Below are 19,062 nucleotides of genomic sequence, written 5' to 3'. Positions count from 1 at the left end.
CGCGCACATCAAAGCAGCGGCAGTTACCTTCGGGTAACCACCAGGTGCCGGGTTTCTTGCCGGAGTTCGACGTTCCTCGGAACGTGTACGGACAATTCGCGTCCCGGGGCTCTTCAAGGGGACTTCCCGGGACGGATCGGCCCGGCTCCCCGCCGTGCGGGTCGTGATCGCATACTGGAAGCGTGAGACCGGGCGCGCCCCCACCGCGCCCGCCGGCCGCCGGGAGCGCACCCATGACCAGGCCACGGGAACCCCTGACGCGGAGAGCCGACGGCACCACCGGGCCCGGCCCCTTGCCCCCGCCGCCGGGCGGTGTGCTGTGGACCCTCGTCGGGGACGTCCGCGGGCTGCTGATGCTCCCCTCCGCCCTCGCCCTTCAGGTCGCGCACCCCGCCGTCGGCGCGGGCGTCGACGAGCACTCCGTCTTCCGCACCGACCCCTGGGGCCGCGGCGAGCGCTCACTGCGCTCGCTCCAGCTGTGGGTGTACGGCGGTGACGCCGCGGCCGAGGAGGGGCGCCGCCTGCGGCGGCTGCACCGGACCGTGCGGGGCACCGACAGCCGGGGACGGCGCTACCACGCGCTCACACCCGATTACTACGCGTGGGTCCACGCCACCGGCTTCCCCGTCCACCGCCACGCGATCCGCTACCTGTACCGCCCGTTCACCGAGGCGCAGGAGCGCCGGCTCTACGAGGAATGGCTGAGGGTCGGCCGGGTGCTCGGCATCCGCGACAAGGACATGCCGGGCACCATCGAGGAGTTCTGGCCCTACTACCGCAAGGTCCTCGCCGACGAACTGGAGGCCAACGCCGTCGTCCGGGAACTCGTGGCCACCGATCTCCGGCTGCCGCCGCCCGCCCTCGGCCCCCTGCCGCTGCGGCTGCTGCTGCGCCTGTGCTGGCCGCTGATCCTGCCCCGATTCCTCCGGCTGAGGCGCTTCCTCACGATCGGGCTGATGCCGCCGGACGCCCGCGCGACGATCGGGCTGCCCTGGAGCGACGACCAGGAGCGGCGGCTGCGGCGCTTCGGCCGGGTCGTCCGGGCGGTGGTGCCCCTGCTTCCGGAGCGGCTGCGCTATCTGCCGCAGGCCAGGGAGGCCCGCCGCCGGGCCCGGGCCGAGGGGCGGTGGTCGCCGGTGCGGGTGGGCCGGCGGCCCACCCCCCGGCGCGCCGGGTGACGCCGGACGAGCACGCCGCACGGGGACGCCGGCGAGCCGCCGCCGCTTCCACCCGGGAGGCCGTCCGCGCCCGGGGAGCCGTCTGCGCTCCCGGTGCAGTCCGCGCCCGGGCGCGGGGCCGGGTCGTCCGTACCGTGGCCGACGTCCCGGGAGGCCGCGCGTCGCCTCACGCCGAGGCGCGTCGCACCAGCGTCGTCGGTGTGATCAGCGAGGCCGGGCCAGCGGCCTCCGCGCCACCCGCTTCAAGCAACTCCATCAGCAGCCGTACCATCAGCCGGCCGTTGCCCTCGATGTCCTGACGGACCGTCGTCAGGGGCGGATCGGTGGACTCCGCCACCGACGCCATGTCGTCGAAGCCGACCAGCGCGACGTCGTGCGGCACCCGCAGCCCCCGCTCGCGCAGCAGCTTCAGCGCCCCCGAGGCCATCAGGTCGTTCGAGGCGAACACCGCGTCGGGCGCGCCCGCGCCCCCGTCGAGCAGCCCGGCCATCGCCAACTCCCCGCTGCGCGCGGTGAAGTCGCCCAGGGCGGTCAGCCCCGGATCGGCGTCCGGCAGCACGTCCCGGTAGCCGTGCAGCCGGTCGAGCGCCGATGTCTGGTCCTGGGGCCCCGCGATGTGGGCGATCCGGGTGCGGCCGAGACCGACGAGATGGCGCACCGCCGCACGGGCCCCGCCCCGGTTGTCGCAGTCGACGTACGGCACGGCGTGCTCGGAACCGGCGCCCGGCCCGCCGGGGCGGCCACCGAACACCGCCGGCACCCCCGACCCGAGCACCACCGAGGGGAGTTCGTCGCTCTCGTGGAGCGAGAAGGCGAGTGCGCCGTCGACGTGCCCGCCGCCGAGATAGCGGGCTATCCGGTCGTGGTCGTCCGGGCCCTCGACCCACAGCAGCACCAACTGCGAGTCGTGCACGACCAGTTCACGGCTGATGCCGCGCACCTGGCGTTCGAAGAACGGATCGGAGAAGACCCGGAACTCGGGTTCGGCGATGATCACGGCGACCGCGCCGCTGCGCCGTGTGACCAGGCTGCGGGCCGCCTGGTTGGGCACGTAGCCGAGCTCCGCGACCGCCTCCCGCACCCGGTCGGCGACCGGGGCTCGCACCCCTGCCCCGCCGTTCACGACGCGGGACACCGTGGCCCGGGACACCCCGGCCCGCGCGGCGACGGCTTCCAGGGTGGGTCTGGGCCCACTGCTCCGATCGGCCACGGGGCGCTCCTCACCGGCGGTGTCCGTACGGGTGACACGGGTCGTGCGGGGCCAGCGTAGCCGCAGGCGCCGCCGCCCCGGAGCAGGGCGGCGGCGCCGGATGCCGCGGTCAGCGGCCGTGCCCGCCGGCGCGGCCGTGGTCGTGCACGGTGTCGGTCGCGGCGATCTTCCGGTACGACCTGGGCTCCGCCGGCCGGGCCCCGGGCCCGATGCGGGACGCCTGAGCGGACCCGGCCGTCGCCGCCGCGGACGCGGCCGGCTTCGACGGCCGGTACAGCCAGGTGTCGAAGAGCTCCGCGAGCCGTTCGCCGGAGACCTTCTCCGCGTACTCCACGAAGTCGCCGACGCTCGCGTTGCCGTCGGCGTGCGCGGCCGGCCAGCCCTTGAGCACCGCGAAGAAGTCCTCGTCGCCGATCTTGTTGCGCAGCGCCTGCAGGGCGAGCGCGCCGCGGTCGTACACGGCGAGGTCGAACTGCTTGTCCGGCCCCGGATCGCCCGGCTTCACCGTCCAGAAGGCGTCGTCGGCCGGATGCAGTGCGTAGACGTAGTCGGCGAGCTCCTGCGCCGTGCCCTCGCCCTCCTTCTCCGACCAGAGCCACTGGCTGTAGCGGGCGAAGCCCTCGTTGACCCAGATGTCCTTCCAGCCCTTCACGGAGACGCTGTCCCCGTACCACTGGTGGGCGAGTTCGTGGACGACGACCGAGACGTTCGCGCCGCCCGCGAACTGCCGCGGGCTGTAGAACGGCCGGGTCTGCGTCTCCAGCGCGTACCCGCTGGGCACGTTCGGGACGTAGCCGCCGAGCGCGTTGAACGGGTACGGCCCGAAGACCCCCTCCAGCCACTCCGCGACCTCGGCGGTCCGCTCGATGCTCGCCCGCGCCGCGCCCGCGTTGCCGCCGAGGTCCTTGCTGTACGCGTTGAGGACAGGGAGGCCGTTCGCGGTCGTGTCCGTGGTGATGTCGAACTTCCCCACGGCCAGCGTGGCGAGATACGTGGCCTGAGGTTTGTCGGACCGCCAGTTGAAGCGGGTCCAGCCGAGCCGTGAGGAGCGGGACTGGAGCACGCCGTTGCTGATCGCCTGGGTGCCGTCGGGGACCGAGACGGAGACGTCGAAGGTGGCCTTGTCGAGCGGATGGTCGTTGGACGGGAACCACCACACGGCCGAGGCGGGCTCCTGCGCGGCGACGCCGCCGTCCGGGGTGCGGTGCCACGCGGTCCAGCCGTCGATCTTCAGCTCGGAGGGCTTCCCGGCGTAGCGCACGACCACCGAGACCGCGCGGTCCTTCTCCAGCGGAGAGACGGGCGTGATCTCCAGTTCCTGGTCGCCGCTGCGGGTGAACGCCGCCTTGCGGCCGTTCACCCGCACCTCGCCGACCGGCAGACCGAAATCGAGGTTGAACCGGGAGAGGCCCTGCCGGGTGGTGGCGAGAATCGTCGCCGTGCCCTCCAGGAGGTCCGTCGCCGGCTGGTATTTCAGCCGGAGGTCGTAATGCGATACGTCGTAGCCGCCGTTTCCGCTGGCCGGGTAGTAGGGGTCGCCGATGCCCGGGGCCCCGGGCGTCTTTTCTCCGGAGGATTTCCCCGGAGCCCCGGCTGCGGCGGATGCCGGGATCGCCAGCAGAAGAGATGCCGCAAGCGCGCTCGGGACGAGAATTCTGCGGTGCACGAATGCTCCAAACATCAGGGGTGGATGATCTCTTCGGACCCTATTCACGCGTCCGACGCTCCGTCATGTCCATGGCGCCCGCCGTCACGCGATCGCCATTCGGCCGACATGATGCGCGGTCTCCCATTCGTCACTCCCGTCCTCGAACGGCTCACTACTGCCCTCTGTCGCACGGAAGTTGACGGGGGTACGGTCCGCCCATGCCGATACGTGTGCACCGCATCCGGCTCACCGGCAGAACCATCGCCGCGACGGCCGCAGCCGCCCTGATGTCCGTACTCGTCCCGCCGGGCGGCGCGCACGGCGCCGCGCCCCGGGAGAGCAGACCCGTCTACTCCTACGACGACGCGATACGGGAATCCGTATGGGTCGACACACGGCTCGACGGCGACGGGGACGGCCGGAACGACCGCGTCGCCGTCGACATCGTCCGGCCGCGGGAACCGGCGCAACATGGCCGGAAAATACCCGTCATCATGGATGCCAGCCCGTATTACTCCTGCTGCGGGCGCGGCAACGAAAGCCAGAGGAAGACCTATGACGCCGACGGTGATCCCGTCGGCTTCCCGCTGTACTACGACAACTACTTCGTGCCGCGCGGCTATGCCTTCGTCGCCGTCGACCTCGCCGGCACCAGCCGGTCCGACGGCTGCGTCGACGTCGGCGGACGCTCCGACGTCCAGTCGGCCAAGGCCGTCGTCGACTGGCTGAACGGCCGGGCCCGTGCCTTCACCACCCGGAACGGCCCCCGGCGCGCCGCCGCTCCCTGGACCACCGGGAACGTGGGGATGATCGGCAAGAGCTGGGACGGCACCATCGCCAACGGCGTCGCCGCCACCGGGGTCGAGGGCCTGCGCACCGTCGTGCCGATCGCCGCCATCTCCTCCTGGTACGACTACTACTTCGCCCAGGGCGCCCCGCTCTACGACTCGGGCCCCGACCGGCTCTCCGGATACGTCAACAGCCCCGAGGCGCGCACCCGCTGCCAGGCGGTGCAGCAGCGTCTCGTCGACGGGGCCCCGCGGTCCGGCGACCTTACCCCGCTGTGGAGCGAGCGCGACTACGTCCGGGACGCGGCCAAGGTGAGGGCGAGCGTCCTCGCCGTCCACGGAATGCAGGACCTCAACGTCCGCGCGAAGCACTTCGGGCAGTGGTGGGACGCCCTCGCGGCCAACGGCGTCGAGCGCAAGGTCTGGCTCTCGCAGACCGGACACGTCGACCCCTTCGACTTCCGCCGCGCCGAGTGGGTCAGGACCCTGCACCGCTGGTTCGACCACTACCTCCTCGGCCACGACAACGGCATCGACCGCGAGCCCATGGCCGACATCGAGCGCGCCCCCGGACAGTGGTCCACCGACCGCGTCTGGCCGCCCCGTTCCACCGCCACGACCGCCCTGCGCCCCGGGAGCGGGGACGTCCCCGGCGTCGGCACCCTCGGCCTGCGGCCCGCACGGCCCGGCGCCACGGAGACCTTCACGGACGACCCGTCGCTCGGCGAGGGCGACTGGGCCGCCGACATCGACCGCTCGACTCCCGCGAAGGCGGGGTTCGCCACCCGGCCGCTCGGCCGCGCACTGCGCCTCGCCGGTTCCCCCGAGGTGACCGTCACCGCCACCGCGACCACGAGCACCGCGCATCTGACGGCCGTGCTCGTCGACGTCGGCCCCGACACCATCCGCGACTACGCCCACGCCGGCGAGGGCATCACCACCCTTCCCGGGCGCACCTGCTGGGGCGCGAGCACCGCGGGGGACAGCTCCTGCTACAAGGAGACCGCGGCACGCACGGCCGACGTCGAGTACACCGTCGTCAGCCGTGGCTGGGCCGACCTGGGCACCCACGCCTCGCCCGCCAAGGGGCGCCCCCTTACACCCGGCAGGCCGTACCGCCTCACCCTCGACCTGCACGCCACGGACCACGTCGTCCCGGCCGGCCACCGGCTGGCCCTGATCATCGGCGGGACCGACGAAGGGCTCATCGACCCGCCCTCCACCCGTCCCGGACTGACCCTCGATCTGTCCCGCACCGTGGCGCGGCTGCCGTTCACCGGCGGCACGGCGGCGTTCCTGCGGGCCACCGACGGCACCGCCGCACGGATCGGAGCGCCCCCAGGCGCCCGGCTCTCCGGCGTGAGCGCACCGCATCCGATCCGACCCGTCCCCGGAGGCAGCAACTGATGCACCGTCGTATCCGTACCCTCGCCGTGGCGGCCTGCGCACTCACGGCCGCCGCCGTGACCGTACCCGCGCCCGTCCAGGCCGCCGCGCACACGGACGTGCCGCGCACCGGATTCGAGGCCTCCGGTGGGGCACGCTGGACCACCCAGCCCGAGGAGTGGGCCTTCCTCGCCGCCGTCGACCGGTCGAGCGACCGGGTGTCGCTGCGCACCATCGGCACGACCGGACAGGGCCGCCCGCTCCAGCTCGTCCGCGTCGGAGGCGACCGGCCCACGGCGAACACCATGCTGCTGATCTGCAGTCAGCACGGCGACGAGCCGTCCGGCCGGGAGGCCTGCCTCACCACGGTCCGCGACCTCGCCCGGGCCGGGGACGCCGGCACCCGCCGCTTCCTCGACCGCACGACCGTCCTCGTCATCCCGACCGCCAACCCCGACGGACGAGCGGCGGACACCCGCGGCAACGCCGACGGCGTGGACGTCAACCGCGACCACATCGCGCTGAAGACCGCCGAGGGCCGTGCCATGGCCGCCGTCATCCGCGACCGCCGTCCCGACGTCGTCTACGACCTGCACGAATACGGTGCCACTCCCGGCTACTACGACAAGGACCTCCTCGCGCTCTGGCCGCGCAACCTCAACACCGCGCCGGACGTGCACCGCGAGGCCCGCACCCTCTCCGAGGAGTACGTCCGCCCCGCCGCCGGCGAGGCCGGATTCAGTACCGGCATCTACGGAATCTGGACCGACCCCGTCACCGGCGAGCCCGTCCGGCAGGTCGCGGGCGACGGCCAGGAGCGCATCCTGCGCAACACGGCGGGCCTGAAGCACTCCGTCGGCCTGCTCGTCGAGACCAGGGTCGATGCCCTCACCGACGCCGAGAAGGCGGACCCGGCCCTCAACAACCGGCGCCGTGTCGACTCCCAGCTCGCCGCCCTGGACGGCGCGTTCGACTTCGTCGGCGACCGGCGCGGCCGGATCGAGGCCGCGACCACCAAGGCCCGGCTCACCGGGTTCGCCGACCGCGGCCCGGTGTGGACCGGCGGCGCCGACAACGACCCCGCGACACCGGACGAGACCATCCAGGACCCGCCCTGCGGCTACCGGCTCACCGCCGCGCAGTACGCCGAGGTCGAGGACGAACTCGCCCTGCACGGAGCGGTCTCCAGGCGCACTCCGGACGGCGCGGTCGTACCCCTGCGGCAGTCGCTGCGGGCGCTCGTCCCTCTGCTGCTCGACGAGCGGGCCGCCTACCGCCTCACGACCGGGAGTCCGATCGCCCGCTGCTGATTCCGTATGAACGGCGTCGCATGTGGTAGGAGGGCCTACGGAGAACGAAGCCCGGCTCCGTTTACCCGTGAAAGGGGCCTTCTGTGCCGCATGACGAGTCACATGACGCAAAACAGCCGGACGACCGCGGAGATGCGCCGGTGACGGACATCCCCGGTCGTCCGGAGGTGACGAGAAACGGCCCCGTCACGGACCGGGTGGTCTTCGGGGTCACCGCCGTCCTCACGGTCGCGTTCGTATTCTGGGGCTCCGTCGCCACGGACAGCCTCGAACGCGTGTCCAGCGGCATGCTGTCGGCACTCATCCACAACGGCGGCTGGGCGTTCGTCCTGGCCGCCTCCGGCTTCGTGATCTTCGCGCTCTGGCTCGCCATGAGCCGCTACGGAAGGATCCCGCTGGGCCGGGAGGACGAGGAACCGGAGTTCCGCACCGTCTCCTGGATCGCGATGATGTTCAGCGCGGGCATGGGCATCGGCCTGATGTTCTACGGAGTCAGCGAACCCCTGGCGCACTTCACCAACCCGCCGCCGGGCACCGATCCCGCCGACGCGGCCCAGGCCATGGAGACCGCGATGGCCACGACCCTGTTCCACTGGACGCTGCACCCGTGGGCCATCTACGCCGTGGTCGGACTCGCCATCGCGTACAGCACCTTCCGGCGCCGCCGCCGTCAGACGGTCAGCGCGGTCTTCGAGCCGCTGATCGGCACGAAGCACGCCTACGGATGGGGAGGCCGTTTCATCGACATCCTCGCCATCTTCGCCACGCTGTTCGGCTCGGCCGCCTCCCTCGGGCTCGGTGCCCTCCAGATCGGCAGCGGAGTCAGCGAACTGGGCTGGATGACCAGGGTGAGCACGGCGCTGCTCGTCGTCATCATCGCCGTGCTGACGCTCGCCTTCGTCCTCTCCGCCGTGTCCGGCATCGAGAAGGGCATCCAGTGGCTGTCCAACACCAACATGGTGCTGGCACTGCTGCTCGCGGTGTTCCTCTTCGTCGCCGGGCCGACCATCATCGTGCTGGACCTCCTGCCCACCTCGATCGCCACCTACTTCGGCGAACTGCCCCAGCTGATCGGCCGGACGGAGGCGTCCAGCGGTGCCGGGGTCGCCGACTGGCTCGGCAACTGGACGGTCTTCTACTGGGCCTGGTGGATCTCCTGGACTCCGTTCGTGGGCATGTTCATCGCCCGCATCAGCCGGGGCCGGACCATCCGCCAGTTCGTCGGCGGCGTGATCCTCGTCCCCAGCGCGGTCAGCCTCTGCTGGTTCGCGATCTTCGGCGGTACGGCGATGACGCTCCAGGAGCGCGGCCGGCTGGGCAACGAGACCACGCCCGAGGGCCAGTTGTTCGCCGTACTCCAGCAGTACCCCGCTGCCACGGTCACGAGCCTGCTGGTGATGGTCCTGGTCGGCATCTTCTTCGTCTCCGGCGCCGACGCGGCTTCCCTCGTGATGGGCACGCTGTCGCAGAAGGGCGCTCTGGAGCCGGGCCGCTTCGTCGTGGTGTTCTGGGGCACCGTCACCGGCGCGGTGGCGGCGGTGATGCTGCTGATCGGCGGCGGAAAGGGCGACGCCCTCGCGGGACTGCAGAATCTCACGATCCTGGTCGCGGCGCCGTTCCTCGTGGTGATGATCGCGATGTGCTTCGCGCTGATGCGCGATCTGCGCCACGATCCGATCATCGTGCGGGGGGAACGCGGCGAGGAAGCCGTCGATCTCGCCGTCATCGCGGGGCACGAGAGGTACGACGGCGACTTCGAACTCCGCATCGGGCCCACGCCACCGGAGAAGTAACCCGGGTCGTTGTCGTTGTCGTTGTCGCTGCCGCTGCCGCTGGCGGAGGTGGTGGCAGCGGCGATGGCGGCGGCTGCCGGGACATGGCGGTCGCGGGGCCGCTCGTCAGCTCGCCAGGTCCGCCGCCGCCCGGGCGCAGCCCCAGGCGACGGTCACACCCGCCCCTCCGTGCCCGTAGTTGTGGACGAGACGAGTGCCGTGCGGGCCGGGAACCGCCGCCAGCCGCACCCCTCCGGAGCGCGCCGGGCGCAGACCGACCCGGTGGGCAAGGATTTCGGCGCCGGCGATCTCGGGGCGCACAAGGGCGCACCGCCGGACGATCGCCTCGGCCGTCGCCGGGTCCGGCTCCGGCGACCAGGACCCCTCGACCGCCGTACCGCCCAGGACGAGCCGGCCCGGCTGGGGGAAGAAGTACGTCAAATCGCTCGACGCCTCGTCCGCGGCCGCGAACCACGTGTCGATCCCAGGGTTCTCCACCAGCACCAACTGACCCCGCACCGGGATGACTCCGGGATCCGGCACGAGTTCACGAGCCCCGAGTCCCGTGCAGTTGACCACGGCCGGCGCCAGGGCGGCCGCCTCGTCGAGCGAGCGGACCGTACGGAGCTCGATCGTTCCGCCCGCCGCCTCGAACCGGGTCCGCAGCCAGGCCAGATGAGCCGGCATGTCGATCAGCGGCAGTCGGGCCCACAGCCCGGACGCGACGCCCGCCGGACGCTCTCCGGGCGCCGGTTCCCGCACCCTCCCGGCGAGTTCCCCGGCCCAGGGCCCGAGTTCGGCGGGCGAGACGCCCGACTGCACCCCCGGCACCAGCCGCACCCCGGTCTCCCCGGGCCGCGCCGCCAGTTCCTCGTACACCCGCAGTGATGTCAGGGACCAGGCGCCGACCAGCGCTTCCGGTTCGATCCGGTACGGCCACCACAGCGCGCCCGCCACCGCGGACGTGGTCGCCTCGGCGGGCAGGCCGGTCCACAGCCGCACCCGCCGCCCCCGCTCGGCGAGTTCCACCGCCGTCGTCAGCCCGATGACACCGCCGCCCACCACGATCACATCGCCGCTCATGGCGGGGACCGTAGCGGAATCCCCGCCACCGTGCTCGGATCGCGTCACGGCTGGGGATACTCCAGACATGTCAGCCGAGTACGCGACCTTCGCCCTGGCCCCCGCGGTGCGGGCCGGGGGATTCCTCGCCGACGGCGGCTTCGAGGTCCACCGCGACTTCATGGACTTCGTCGTCGACGGCCACCCGCTTCTCCATCTGCTCTCCGGTCTCGACGCCGTTTCCCCACTGGCCTCCGACGTGCCCCCGGCGATCCTCACCCGCCAGGTGCGCGGACTGCTGCTGGAGACGGCGGCCCCGCTGCCGGGCGGCCGCCACGTCCTCTACGGCTGCCCCGAGTGCGAGGAGCTCGGCTGCGGAGCCGTGACCGCCGTGATCGAGCAGGAGGGGAACGACGTCGTCTGGCGGGACTTCGCCTGGCAGACGGACGCGACCGTGGACCTGGAACTCAACGGCTACCACGGGACGGGCCCGTTCCGCTTCCGCGCGGACGAGTACCGCGCGGCGCTGGAACGCCTCCTCGACGGCGCCACCACCCGGGCGCGCCGCCGCGTCCTGCTCATCGGCGCCAGGGCCGCCGCCCTCGCCAGGCTCGCCGCCGCGCTCCGGACCATCGGCATCGGTGCCGACATCGCCCATGACACGGCGGCGGTCCCGGCCGAGGAGCTGAGGGCGTACGGGGCCGTCGTCTTCGGCGGCTCGGTCGCGCGGTCCGAACGGGCCGCGGTCCGGGCGGCCTTCACCGGCTCCGGCGTGGACGTCGCCTGCGTCGACGCGCTCGCCGACGTCGTCCCGCTCGTCGTCGCCCAGGTCGAGCAGGCCCTCGACCGCCGACCCGCCGGACACCGCCGGCTGACGGGGCTCACCGCCGACAGCCGCACGGCATCGGTGACCGTCGCCTCCGTCTGCCGGGTCCGGCTGGTCGCCCACCGCCTTGACCGGCTCCACCGCACCCGCACCCACGAGGTCTTCGACGGCACCCTGGAGCCCGGCACCCACCGGATACCCCTGGACGCCGAAGCCGCCAAGGGACGGTCGTTCCTGGTGGCGCGCGCGGCCGGGGGCGTCCTGGTCGCGGCGGTGACGAGTTGAGGCAGGCGCGGCGGCCGTGGTGGCGGCGCGCTGTGGCGGGTGTCGCGGCCGTACGGGTGGTGCGCCGAGAGGTCGGCGCTGGGTGGTCCGCCGAGGCGGGAGTCCTGGGTGGCGCGTGGACACGGTAGCCCTCGGTCGGCGCCGGACGCGGGTCGTCGACGGCCGGCAGGGCGGTGTGGTGCTTCGTCACCGGCACAGCCGGACCCCGCCGGTCGCGGGACTCGGGCCGGAGAGGGCTCGGGCAGCGTCGGGGCTCGGGTGACGACGGTCGCGCGGGTGTCGACGGCCGGGAGGGCGGTGCGGACGCCGTCGCCGGCCCGGCCCGGGCTGCAGGGGCACCCGCCCGGGCTCCGGCCCCGGACGCCGTCGTACGCGCTACGCGGTGTGGCCGCCTGCGTGCCGGGGTCCGCCAGCGGGCCACCGGGTCGCCCCGGCGCGTCCGTACGGAGCCGAAAGGGTTTCCCAGGACCGGCCGTGCGGACCACGGTGCCGGTCGCCGGCCGGTTCGTCCGGCCTCCGCACACTCGCCCGGCCGCTCTGACCTAGGATCGATCCCCTGATGACCGCAACCCTCGTCGCCAAGGATCTCGCCGCCGGACACGGCGACCGCACGCTCTTCGCCGGGCTCGACCTCGTCGTCGCCCCCGGTGACGTGATCGGCCTCGTCGGCGTCAACGGCGCAGGGAAGTCCACCCTGCTCCGGCTGCTCGCCGGACTCGACATCCCGGAACACGGTGAGCTGAGGCTCTCCCCGCCGACCGCCGCAGTGGGCCATCTGCCGCAGGAGCCGGAACGGCGCGACGGCGAGACCGTGCGCGAGTTCCTCGCCCGCAGGACCGGGGTCGCCGCCGCCCAGAGCGCGATGGACGAGGCCACCCAGGGCCTCGTCGACGGTACGCCGGGCGCGGACGACGCCTACGCGGCGAGCCTGGAGCGCTGGCTGGCGCTCGGCGGCGCCGACCTGGACGAGCGCGCCGAGGAGGTCGCCGGCTCACTCGGGCTCGCCGTCGGCCTCGACCAGCCGATGACCTCGCTCTCCGGCGGCCAGGCCGCCCGGGCCGGACTCGCCTCCCTGCTCCTCTCCCGCTACGACGTCTTCCTCCTCGACGAGCCGACCAACGACCTCGACCTGGACGGCCTGGAGCGGCTGGAGGAGTTCGTCTCCGGCCTGCGCGCCGGCACGGTCGTCGTCAGCCACGACCGCGAGTTCCTCACCAGGACGGTCACCAAGGTCCTCGAACTCGATCTCGCCCAGCAGCAGATCACCCTCTACGGCGGCGGCTACGCCGCCTACCTGGAGGAACGGGAGACCGCGCGCCGGCACGCCCGCGAGGACTACGACGAGTACGCCGACAAGAGGGCCGCCCTGGAGGGCCGGGCCCGGATGCAGCGCTCCTGGATGGACAAGGGCGTGAAGAACGCGCGGCGCAAGGCGGGCGACAACGACAAGATCGGCCGCAAGTTCCGCAGCGAGGCGAGCGAGAAGCAGGCCGCGAAGGCCCGCCAGACCCAGCGCATGATCGAACGGCTCGACGTGGTCGAGGAGCCCCGCAAGGAGTGGGAGCTGCGGATGGAGATCGCGGCCGCGCCCCGCTCGGGCTCGGTCGTGGCGACCCTCCGCGACGCGGAGGTGCGGCGGGGCGACTTCCGGTTCGGGCCGGTGTCGCTGCAGATCGACTGGGCCGACCGCGTCGCCGTCACCGGCGCCAACGGCGCCGGCAAGTCGACGCTGCTCGCCGCCCTGCTCGGCCGGCTCACCCTCGACGCCGGGCACTCGGCCGTCGGTTCCGGTGTCGTCATCGGCGAGGTCGACCAGGCCCGCCGCCTGTTCCACGGCACGGACGCGCTGCTGGACGCGTTCTGTGCGGCGGTTCCCGAGACCGAGCCCGCCGACGTCCGCACCCTCCTCGCCAAGTTCGGCCTCAAGGCCGACCACGTGCTGCGCCCGGCCGTCAGTCTGTCCCCGGGCGAACGGACCCGGGCCGCCCTGGCCCTGCTCCAGGGCCGGGGCGTCAATCTGCTCGTCCTCGACGAGCCCACGAACCACCTCGACCTGCCCGCCATCGAGCAGCTGGAGTCCGCGCTCGCCTCGTACACGGGCACGCTCCTCCTGGTCACGCACGACCGCCGGATGCTGGACACCGTCCGCACGACCCGGCGCCTGGAAGTGGCGCACGGCAAGGTCACCGAGTCCTGAAGAAGGCCGAGCCCATGACGACCGACCCCCTTGACCAGCTGTTCGAACTCCTCGACAGCCTCGACTCCGTCGACGAGGCGATCGATCTCGCCGACGCCGTTGCGGCGTCCGGCGACCTCGCACTGCTGCCCCGCCTGGAGGCGGCGCTGGACCGCTTCATCGGCGAAGGGAACTTCTACGCGCGCGAGATGCTCGGCGGCGTGATCGCGTCACTCGGTGGCACCGGCACGCTTCCGCTGCTGATCCGCGCCTCGGCCGTCGACCTCGGCGACGACCAGGACGGTCTGGCGACCGAGATCGTCGCCCTGGTCCAGTCCGACCCGGACGAGTCCCGAGCCCTGCTGGAGCCGCTGACGAAGGACGCGGACCCGGTCGTCGCCGAACGCGCGGTGTGGGCGCTGCGCTTTCTGCCGGGGCCGCCCCCGCACGCGTGAGCGCGGGGCGCCGTCCCGCGCGTGGTCGGCGGCGGTCGTCCTCGCCGGCGGACGCCGGGTCGGGAGCCGGTTCCGTCTGCCGGGGCGCGGATTACGCGATCGGGATGTCGGCGGTGGTCACCAGGACGCGCAGAGTGCCCCGATGGAGTTCGGCGATGGGGCCGAGCAGGTCCGGATGGCGCAGCAGCGGTGCCGCGCGGTAGTCGCGCTGCGTGGGAATGGTCAGCCGTCGCGCGGTGCCCACGGACCCGGCGCCGTGGTGCGTGGCGGCGACGCAGATCGCCGCCGCGGCCGCGAGCTCCGCGTCGGCGAGCAGGCACGCCGCCCAGCTGACGACGGTCTCATCCACCCAGGTGCGCCAGACGCGCTCGGCCCCCTCGGGCGGGTGGACGTCGGCCCCGGTGATCGAGTCCAGCCGCGCGGAGCCCCCGGGGCCGAGCAGGTGCAGCAGTTCCGCGTCCAGCTCGGTCGGGTAGCGCAGCGCGGCGGCGATGGTCACCGCCTGTCCGGCCTGGGCCTCGGCCAGCGCACGGTCGAGCGCACCGGCCTCCGGAGGGAACGCCGAGAGCAGCCAGCGGGTGGCGGCGGCGATGACGGGCGACAGATCACTGGGCATGTGGGGGAACCATCCTTGACGTGTGCTCGCCGGGTCGTGCCGGGGCGGGCGAGCACGTCCGCGCATGGCGCGCGAGTGGCAGGCAAGCGTACGGCGACGGCCCGTGCGCCGACAGGACGCAGGTCACAGGCACCCTCCGTGCCCATGGTTCGCGCAGGCGGTCGACCGTCCGGACGGTCACGTACAGAGGCCGGCGCCCATGAGAGGCCGGGCAGAACGCCGAGGACGGGGACGACGGGCCGTGCGGCCGTGCGGGCCGGTGTCGGTCAGGCCCCGTGGGCCTTGGGCGGGACGCACCGCCAGGCCAGCACCGCGGCGGTCAGACAGGCGAGCGCCCCGACGGCCATGCTCGTGCGCAGGCCCTCGCCGTAGTCGCCCGCCGTCGCGAGCAGCGTGCCGCCGAGGGCCACTCCGGTGGCGCTGCCGATCTGGCGCGTGGTGTTGAACAGCGCGGAGGCGGTTCCCGCGTACCCGGGCGGTGCGGCGCCCATCACCGTGGCGGTCGACCCGGTGAGGGCGAAGGAGGTGCCGAATCCGGCGGCCATCATGGGGGCCACGAGGAGCGGGTACGCGGGATCGTCGCCCGCCGCCGCCCAGCCCGCCAGCCCGAGGGCGGCCAGGAGCATTCCGGAGATCACCAGCGGGCGGTCTCCGGTCCGGCGGCTGAGCCGCCCGGACAGGACCGAGGCGAACAGTGGTCATCGCCACCGCGGGGAACAGCGCCGCCCCGGTGCCGAGCGCGCTGTAGCCGCGCTCGTGCTGGAAGCTCAGGCTGGCGGTGAACACCATGCCGTAGAAGCCGAAGTTGAACAGCAGACCGATCGCGGCACCGCCGCTCAGCGCGCGTGAACGGAGCAGGTCCATTGGCAGGGCGGGCGTGCGGGCCAGCCTCTCCCGGACCGTGAACGCCACGGCCGCCGCGACCGCGAGGCCCAGGGCCGCGAGGACCGCGGGATCGGACCAGCCGCGCCGGCCCGCTTCGTTGAGTGCCGCGGTCAGCAGGGCCACCGCCGCCACGACCGCGCACTGCGCCGGCCAGTCCAGGGCCCGGGCGGAATCGCGTGGCGAGGGCGCCACGTGCCGCAGCGTCAGCGCCAGACAGGCGACGCCCACAGGCAGGTTGATCAGGAACACCCATCGCCAGCCCATCGTGGTGACCAGCAGTCCGCCCAGGAGCGGTCCGGCGGAGGCCGCGATGCCCGCCATCGAACCCCACAGGCCGAAGGCCCAGGCGCGGGAGGCCGAGGCCGGGTACGCCTGCTCGAGCAGGGCCAGTGAGCCGGGCACGATCAGTGCCGCGCCGAGCCCCTCCACCAGCCGGGCGGCGACCAGGACCGCGGTGTTCGGCGCGAGCGCGCAGACGGCGGAGGCGGCGGTGAACACGGCGACGCCGGCGCAGAAGATCCGGCGGTTTCCGAGCCGGTCGCCCAGGGCGCGGCCGGTCAGCATCAGTCCGGCGAGCACCAGGGTGTACCCGTCGGTGATCCACTGGATTCCGGTGAGCGAGGCCGACAGCTCCCGGCCCACCACCGGCACGGCGACATTGATGATCGTGACGTCCAGGATCACCATGAAGTACCCGGCGCAGACCGCCAGCAGCGGCTTCCAGGGCCGCTTTCCGGGATCCGCGGCGGGTTCGGGGGACCGCGCGGAGCCGTCGCCGCCGGCCGGGTCCGGGAACGGCACGTCCTTCGCCTCCTCCCGCACGACCGGTACGCGGGTACGCCGGTGCGGGGCCTCCCGTACGACCGGCACGGGACCTCCCGTACGCCCTCCGCAAGAGAGCCTTCCCGCACGACCGTACGAGCCGCCGGGGTGGGGCGCCGCCCTGCCCTCCGCCGGCGGGACCGGCCGCGCGGACTGACCCCGTCCGCGCGGCCGGAGCGGCGTCAGCGCCCGCCGCGGCCCTTCTCGTCCAGGAGGCCCGCCCGGCGCAGGGCGTCCGCCATCGCGCTGTTGGCGGGAGGCGTGGCCTGCCGGCCCGAACCCGAACCGGCGCCCGCGCGACGGTCGCGGCCGCCCTGGCGCTGCTGCGGCGGCCGGCCGCCGCCCTGCCCGCGCTCGCCGCCCTGGGCCCGGTCGCGGCGCTGACCCTGGCCGCCGCCTCCGCCCGACTGCGTCGCGGCCTCGTCGTCCAGCCGCAGTGTCAACGAGATCCGCTTGCGCGGGATGTCGACCTCGAGGACCTTCACCTTGACCACGTCGCCCGGCTTCACCACGTCCCGCGGGTCCTTGACGAACGTGCGCGACATCGCGGAGACGTGCACGAGGCCGTCCTGGTGGACGCCGACGTCCACGAACGCCCCGAACGCCGCCACATTGGTGACGACGCCTTCGAGCACCATCCCGGACGCCAGGTCGGAGATCTTCTCGACGCCCTCCTTGAAGGTCGCCGTCCGGAACGCGGGTCGCGGGTCGCGCCCCGGCTTCTCCAGCTCCCGCAGGATGTCCGTCACCGTCGGCAGACCGAAGGTCTCGTCGACGAAGTCGTCGGGGCGCAGCGACCGCAGCACTCCGGTGTTGCCCACGAGCGACGCGACCTCGCTGCCGGTCGTCTTCACCATGCGCCGCACCACGGGGTACGCCTCGGGGTGCACGCTGGACGCGTCGAGCGGGTCGTCGCCGCCGCGGATCCGCAGGAAGCCCGCGCACTGCTCGTACGCCTTGGGGCCGAGCCGCGCCACGTTCTTGAGCTGCTTGCGGGAGCGGAACGGGCCGTTCTCGTCGCGGTGGGCCACGATGTTCTCCGCGAGGCCGGTCCCGATGCCCGACACCCGGGAGAGCAGCGGCGCGGAGGCGGTGTTCACATCGACGCCGACTCCGTTCACGCAGTCCTCGACGACCGCGTCCAGCGAGCGCGAGAGCTTCACCTCGGACAGGTCGTGCTGGTACTGGCCCACGCCGATCGACTTGGGGTCGATCTTCACCAGCTCCGCGAGGGGGTCCTGGAGGCGGCGGGCGATGGAGACCGCGCCGCGCAGCGACACATCGAGCTCCGGCAGTTCCTGCGAGGCGAACGCGGACGCCGAGTACACCGACGCGCCCGCCTCCGACACCATCACCTTGGTGAGCTTCAGCTCCGGGTGCCTGGCGATCAGGTCGGCGGCCAGCCTGTCCGTCTCGCGGGACGCGGTGCCGTTGCCGATGGCGACCAGTTCGACCGCGTGCTCCTTGGCGAGACGGGCCAGCTTCGCCAGCGACTCGTCCCACTTGTTCGCCGGCACGTGCGGGTAGATCGTGTCGGTGGCGACGACCTTGCCCGTCGCGTCCACGACGGCGACCTTCACACCGGTGCGGAAGCCGGGGTCGAGGCCCAGCGTCGCGCGCGTGCCGGCCGGGGCGGCGAGCAGCAGGTCCCGCAGGTTCGCGGCGAAGACGCGTACGGCCTCGTCCTCGGCCGCCGTCCGCAGCCTCAGCCGCAGGTCGATGCCGAGGTGCACGAGGATCCGGGTCCGCCACGCCCAGCGGACCGTGTCCTGCAGCCACTTGTCCGCCGGGCGTCCGCGGTCGGCGACGTCGAAGCGCCGGGCGACCATGCCCTCGTACGTCGACGGGCCGTCCGTGGGCTCCTCGGGCTCCAGCTCCAGGCTGAGCACGTCCTCCTTCTCGCCGCGGAGCATCGCGAGCACGCGGTGCGAGGGGAGCTCGGTGAACGGCTCGGCGAAGTCGAAGTAGTCGGCGAACTTCGCGCCGGCCTCCTCCTTCCCCTCGCGGACCTTCGCCGCCAGCCGGCCCCGGGTCCACATCCGCTCCCGCAGCTCGCCGATGAGGTCGGCGTCCTCGGAGAAGCGCTCGGTCAGGATCGCCCTGGCGCCCTCCAGCGCGGCGGCCGCGTCGGCGACGCCCTTGTCGGCGTCGACGAACGCGGCGGCCGCCGCGAGGGGTTCGACCGACGGGTCACCGAGCAGACCCTCGGCGAGCGGCTCCAGCCCGGCCTCGCGGGCGATCTGCGCCTTGGTGCGCCGCTTGGGCTTGAAGGGGAGGTAGATGTCCTCCAGGCGGGCCTTGGTGTCGGCGGCCCGGATCTGCGCCTCGAGCTCGTCGGTGAGCTTTCCCTGCTCGCGTACGGACTCGAGCACCGAGGTCCGCCGATCCTCCAGCTCCCGCAGATAGCGCAGCCGCTCCTCGAGCGTGCGCAGCTGCGCGTCGTCGAGCATCTCGGTCGCTTCCTTGCGGTAGCGCGCGATGAACGGGACGGTCGACCCGCCGTCGAGCAGCTCGACGGCCGCCTTCACCTGCCGCTCCCGTACGCCGAGTTCCTCGGCGATCCTGCCTTCGATGGACGTCGTCACGGTTCCCGACTCGCCTTCCGATACCGGCTGTGCCTGGAGGCCGCGCGGACCGGTGCCC

12 protein-coding genes and 1 pseudogene are annotated in these 19,062 nt (G+C 73.3%); 7 read left to right on the top strand and 6 right to left on the bottom strand.

All coding sequences use genetic code 11. The annotated features are described in order from the left end of the window. Positions 1 to 233: 233 nt before the first annotated feature. Positions 234 to 1,178 carry an oxygenase MpaB family protein gene (locus tag BLT82_RS23025; RefSeq protein WP_093657894.1) on the top strand — a complete coding sequence of 315 codons (945 nt, stop codon included), beginning with the start codon at positions 234 to 236 and terminating at the stop codon, positions 1,176 to 1,178. Between the two features lie 166 nt (positions 1,179 to 1,344). Here the strand turns inward: BLT82_RS23025 and BLT82_RS23020 are convergent, their stop codons facing one another. Together BLT82_RS23020 and BLT82_RS23015 are read right to left on the bottom strand one after the other, a co-directional pair. Continuing rightward, on the bottom strand, positions 1,345 to 2,388 hold the full coding sequence (locus BLT82_RS23020; protein WP_093657892.1) for a LacI family DNA-binding transcriptional regulator: 1,044 nt from the start codon (positions 2,386 to 2,388) through the stop codon (positions 1,345 to 1,347). Positions 2,389 to 2,497: 109 nt separating this feature from the next. Then, a complete protein-coding gene (locus BLT82_RS23015) occupies positions 2,498 to 4,054 on the bottom strand; it encodes a M1 family metallopeptidase (protein WP_093657890.1) in 1,557 nt (518 codons plus the stop codon). Between the two features lie 200 nt (positions 4,055 to 4,254). Here BLT82_RS23015 and BLT82_RS23010 point away from each other — a divergent pair, with 200 nt between their 5' ends. From BLT82_RS23010 to BLT82_RS23000, 3 genes are all read left to right on the top strand, one after another. Further along, entirely contained in the window at positions 4,255 to 6,231 is a 1,977-nt protein-coding gene (locus BLT82_RS23010) for a Xaa-Pro dipeptidyl-peptidase (RefSeq protein ID WP_093657888.1), read from the top strand. After that, positions 6,231 to 7,520 carry a M14 family metallopeptidase gene (locus tag BLT82_RS23005; protein WP_093657886.1) on the top strand — a complete coding sequence of 430 codons (1,290 nt, stop codon included), beginning with the start codon at positions 6,231 to 6,233 and terminating at the stop codon, positions 7,518 to 7,520. Before BLT82_RS23010 ends, BLT82_RS23005 begins: the two co-directional genes overlap by 1 nt. Positions 7,521 to 7,660: 140 nt before the next feature. Further along, positions 7,661 to 9,313 (top strand): BCCT family transporter, encoded by a 1,653-nt coding sequence (locus tag BLT82_RS23000; protein WP_093657884.1) that lies wholly within the window; start codon positions 7,661 to 7,663, stop codon positions 9,311 to 9,313. A gap of 105 nt (positions 9,314 to 9,418) precedes the next feature. Here BLT82_RS23000 and BLT82_RS22995 read toward each other — a convergent pair whose 3' ends face one another. Further along, the gene (locus BLT82_RS22995) at positions 9,419 to 10,375 is read right to left on the bottom strand and encodes an FAD-dependent oxidoreductase (protein WP_167746064.1); all 957 of its coding nucleotides are present in this window, start codon (positions 10,373 to 10,375) and stop codon (positions 9,419 to 9,421) included. 67 nt (positions 10,376 to 10,442) lie between these two features. On the opposite strand from BLT82_RS22995, the gene BLT82_RS22990 reads away from it, so the two are divergent. The 3 genes from BLT82_RS22990 (at position 10,443) to BLT82_RS22980 (ending at position 14,096) form a co-directional block, all read left to right on the top strand. Then, positions 10,443 to 11,465: an oxidoreductase gene (locus BLT82_RS22990; RefSeq protein ID WP_093657882.1), complete on the top strand. Its 1,023-nt coding sequence runs from the start codon at positions 10,443 to 10,445 to the stop codon at positions 11,463 to 11,465. Positions 11,466 to 12,024: 559 nt separating this feature from the next. Continuing rightward, on the top strand, positions 12,025 to 13,662 hold the full coding sequence (locus tag BLT82_RS22985) for an ABC-F family ATP-binding cassette domain-containing protein (RefSeq protein WP_093657880.1): 1,638 nt from the start codon (positions 12,025 to 12,027) through the stop codon (positions 13,660 to 13,662). A 14-nt stretch (positions 13,663 to 13,676) separates the two neighbouring features. Next, on the top strand, positions 13,677 to 14,096 hold the full coding sequence (locus tag BLT82_RS22980) for a hypothetical protein (RefSeq protein ID WP_093657878.1): 420 nt from the start codon (positions 13,677 to 13,679) through the stop codon (positions 14,094 to 14,096). Positions 14,097 to 14,187: 91 nt separating this feature from the next. On the opposite strand, the gene BLT82_RS22975 is transcribed toward BLT82_RS22980, so the two are convergent. The 3 genes and pseudogenes from BLT82_RS22975 to BLT82_RS22965 form a co-directional block, all read right to left on the bottom strand. Continuing rightward, a complete protein-coding gene (locus tag BLT82_RS22975) occupies positions 14,188 to 14,712 on the bottom strand; it encodes a hypothetical protein (protein WP_093657877.1) in 525 nt (174 codons plus the stop codon). Positions 14,713 to 14,978: 266 nt separating this feature from the next. Next, positions 14,979 to 16,284: pseudogene (locus BLT82_RS38840) on the bottom strand (MFS transporter). A 317-nt stretch (positions 16,285 to 16,601) separates the two neighbouring features. Next, positions 16,602 to 19,004: a Tex family protein gene (locus BLT82_RS22965; RefSeq protein WP_093657876.1), complete on the bottom strand. Its 2,403-nt coding sequence runs from the start codon at positions 19,002 to 19,004 to the stop codon at positions 16,602 to 16,604. Positions 19,005 to 19,062 lie beyond the last annotated feature (58 nt).

The sequence above is a fragment of the Streptomyces wuyuanensis genome, assembly GCF_900103455.1.
Lineage (GTDB): Bacteria > Actinomycetota > Actinomycetes > Streptomycetales > Streptomycetaceae > Streptomyces > Streptomyces wuyuanensis.
The sequence above is the reverse complement of the archived record's forward strand: the minus strand, read 5'-3'. Positions and strand labels throughout refer to the sequence as shown.

Bases quoted from the DNA above. Each gene is read 5' to 3' on its own strand.
- BLT82_RS23025 (WP_093657894.1), top strand. From the start codon at position 234: ATGACCAGGCCACGGGAACCCCTGACGCGGAGAGCCGACGGCACCACC.
- BLT82_RS23010 (WP_093657888.1), top strand. From the start codon at position 4,255: ATGCCGATACGTGTGCACCGCATCCGGCTCACCGGCAGAACCATCGCC.
- BLT82_RS23005 (WP_093657886.1), top strand. From the start codon at position 6,231: ATGCACCGTCGTATCCGTACCCTCGCCGTGGCGGCCTGCGCACTCACG.
- BLT82_RS22995 (WP_167746064.1), bottom strand. From the start codon at position 10,375: ATGAGCGGCGATGTGATCGTGGTGGGCGGCGGTGTCATCGGGCTGACG.
- BLT82_RS22990 (WP_093657882.1), top strand. From the start codon at position 10,443: ATGTCAGCCGAGTACGCGACCTTCGCCCTGGCCCCCGCGGTGCGGGCC.
- BLT82_RS22985 (WP_093657880.1), top strand. From the start codon at position 12,025: ATGACCGCAACCCTCGTCGCCAAGGATCTCGCCGCCGGACACGGCGAC.
- BLT82_RS22980 (WP_093657878.1), top strand. From the start codon at position 13,677: ATGACGACCGACCCCCTTGACCAGCTGTTCGAACTCCTCGACAGCCTC.
- BLT82_RS22975 (WP_093657877.1), bottom strand. From the start codon at position 14,712: ATGCCCAGTGATCTGTCGCCCGTCATCGCCGCCGCCACCCGCTGGCTG.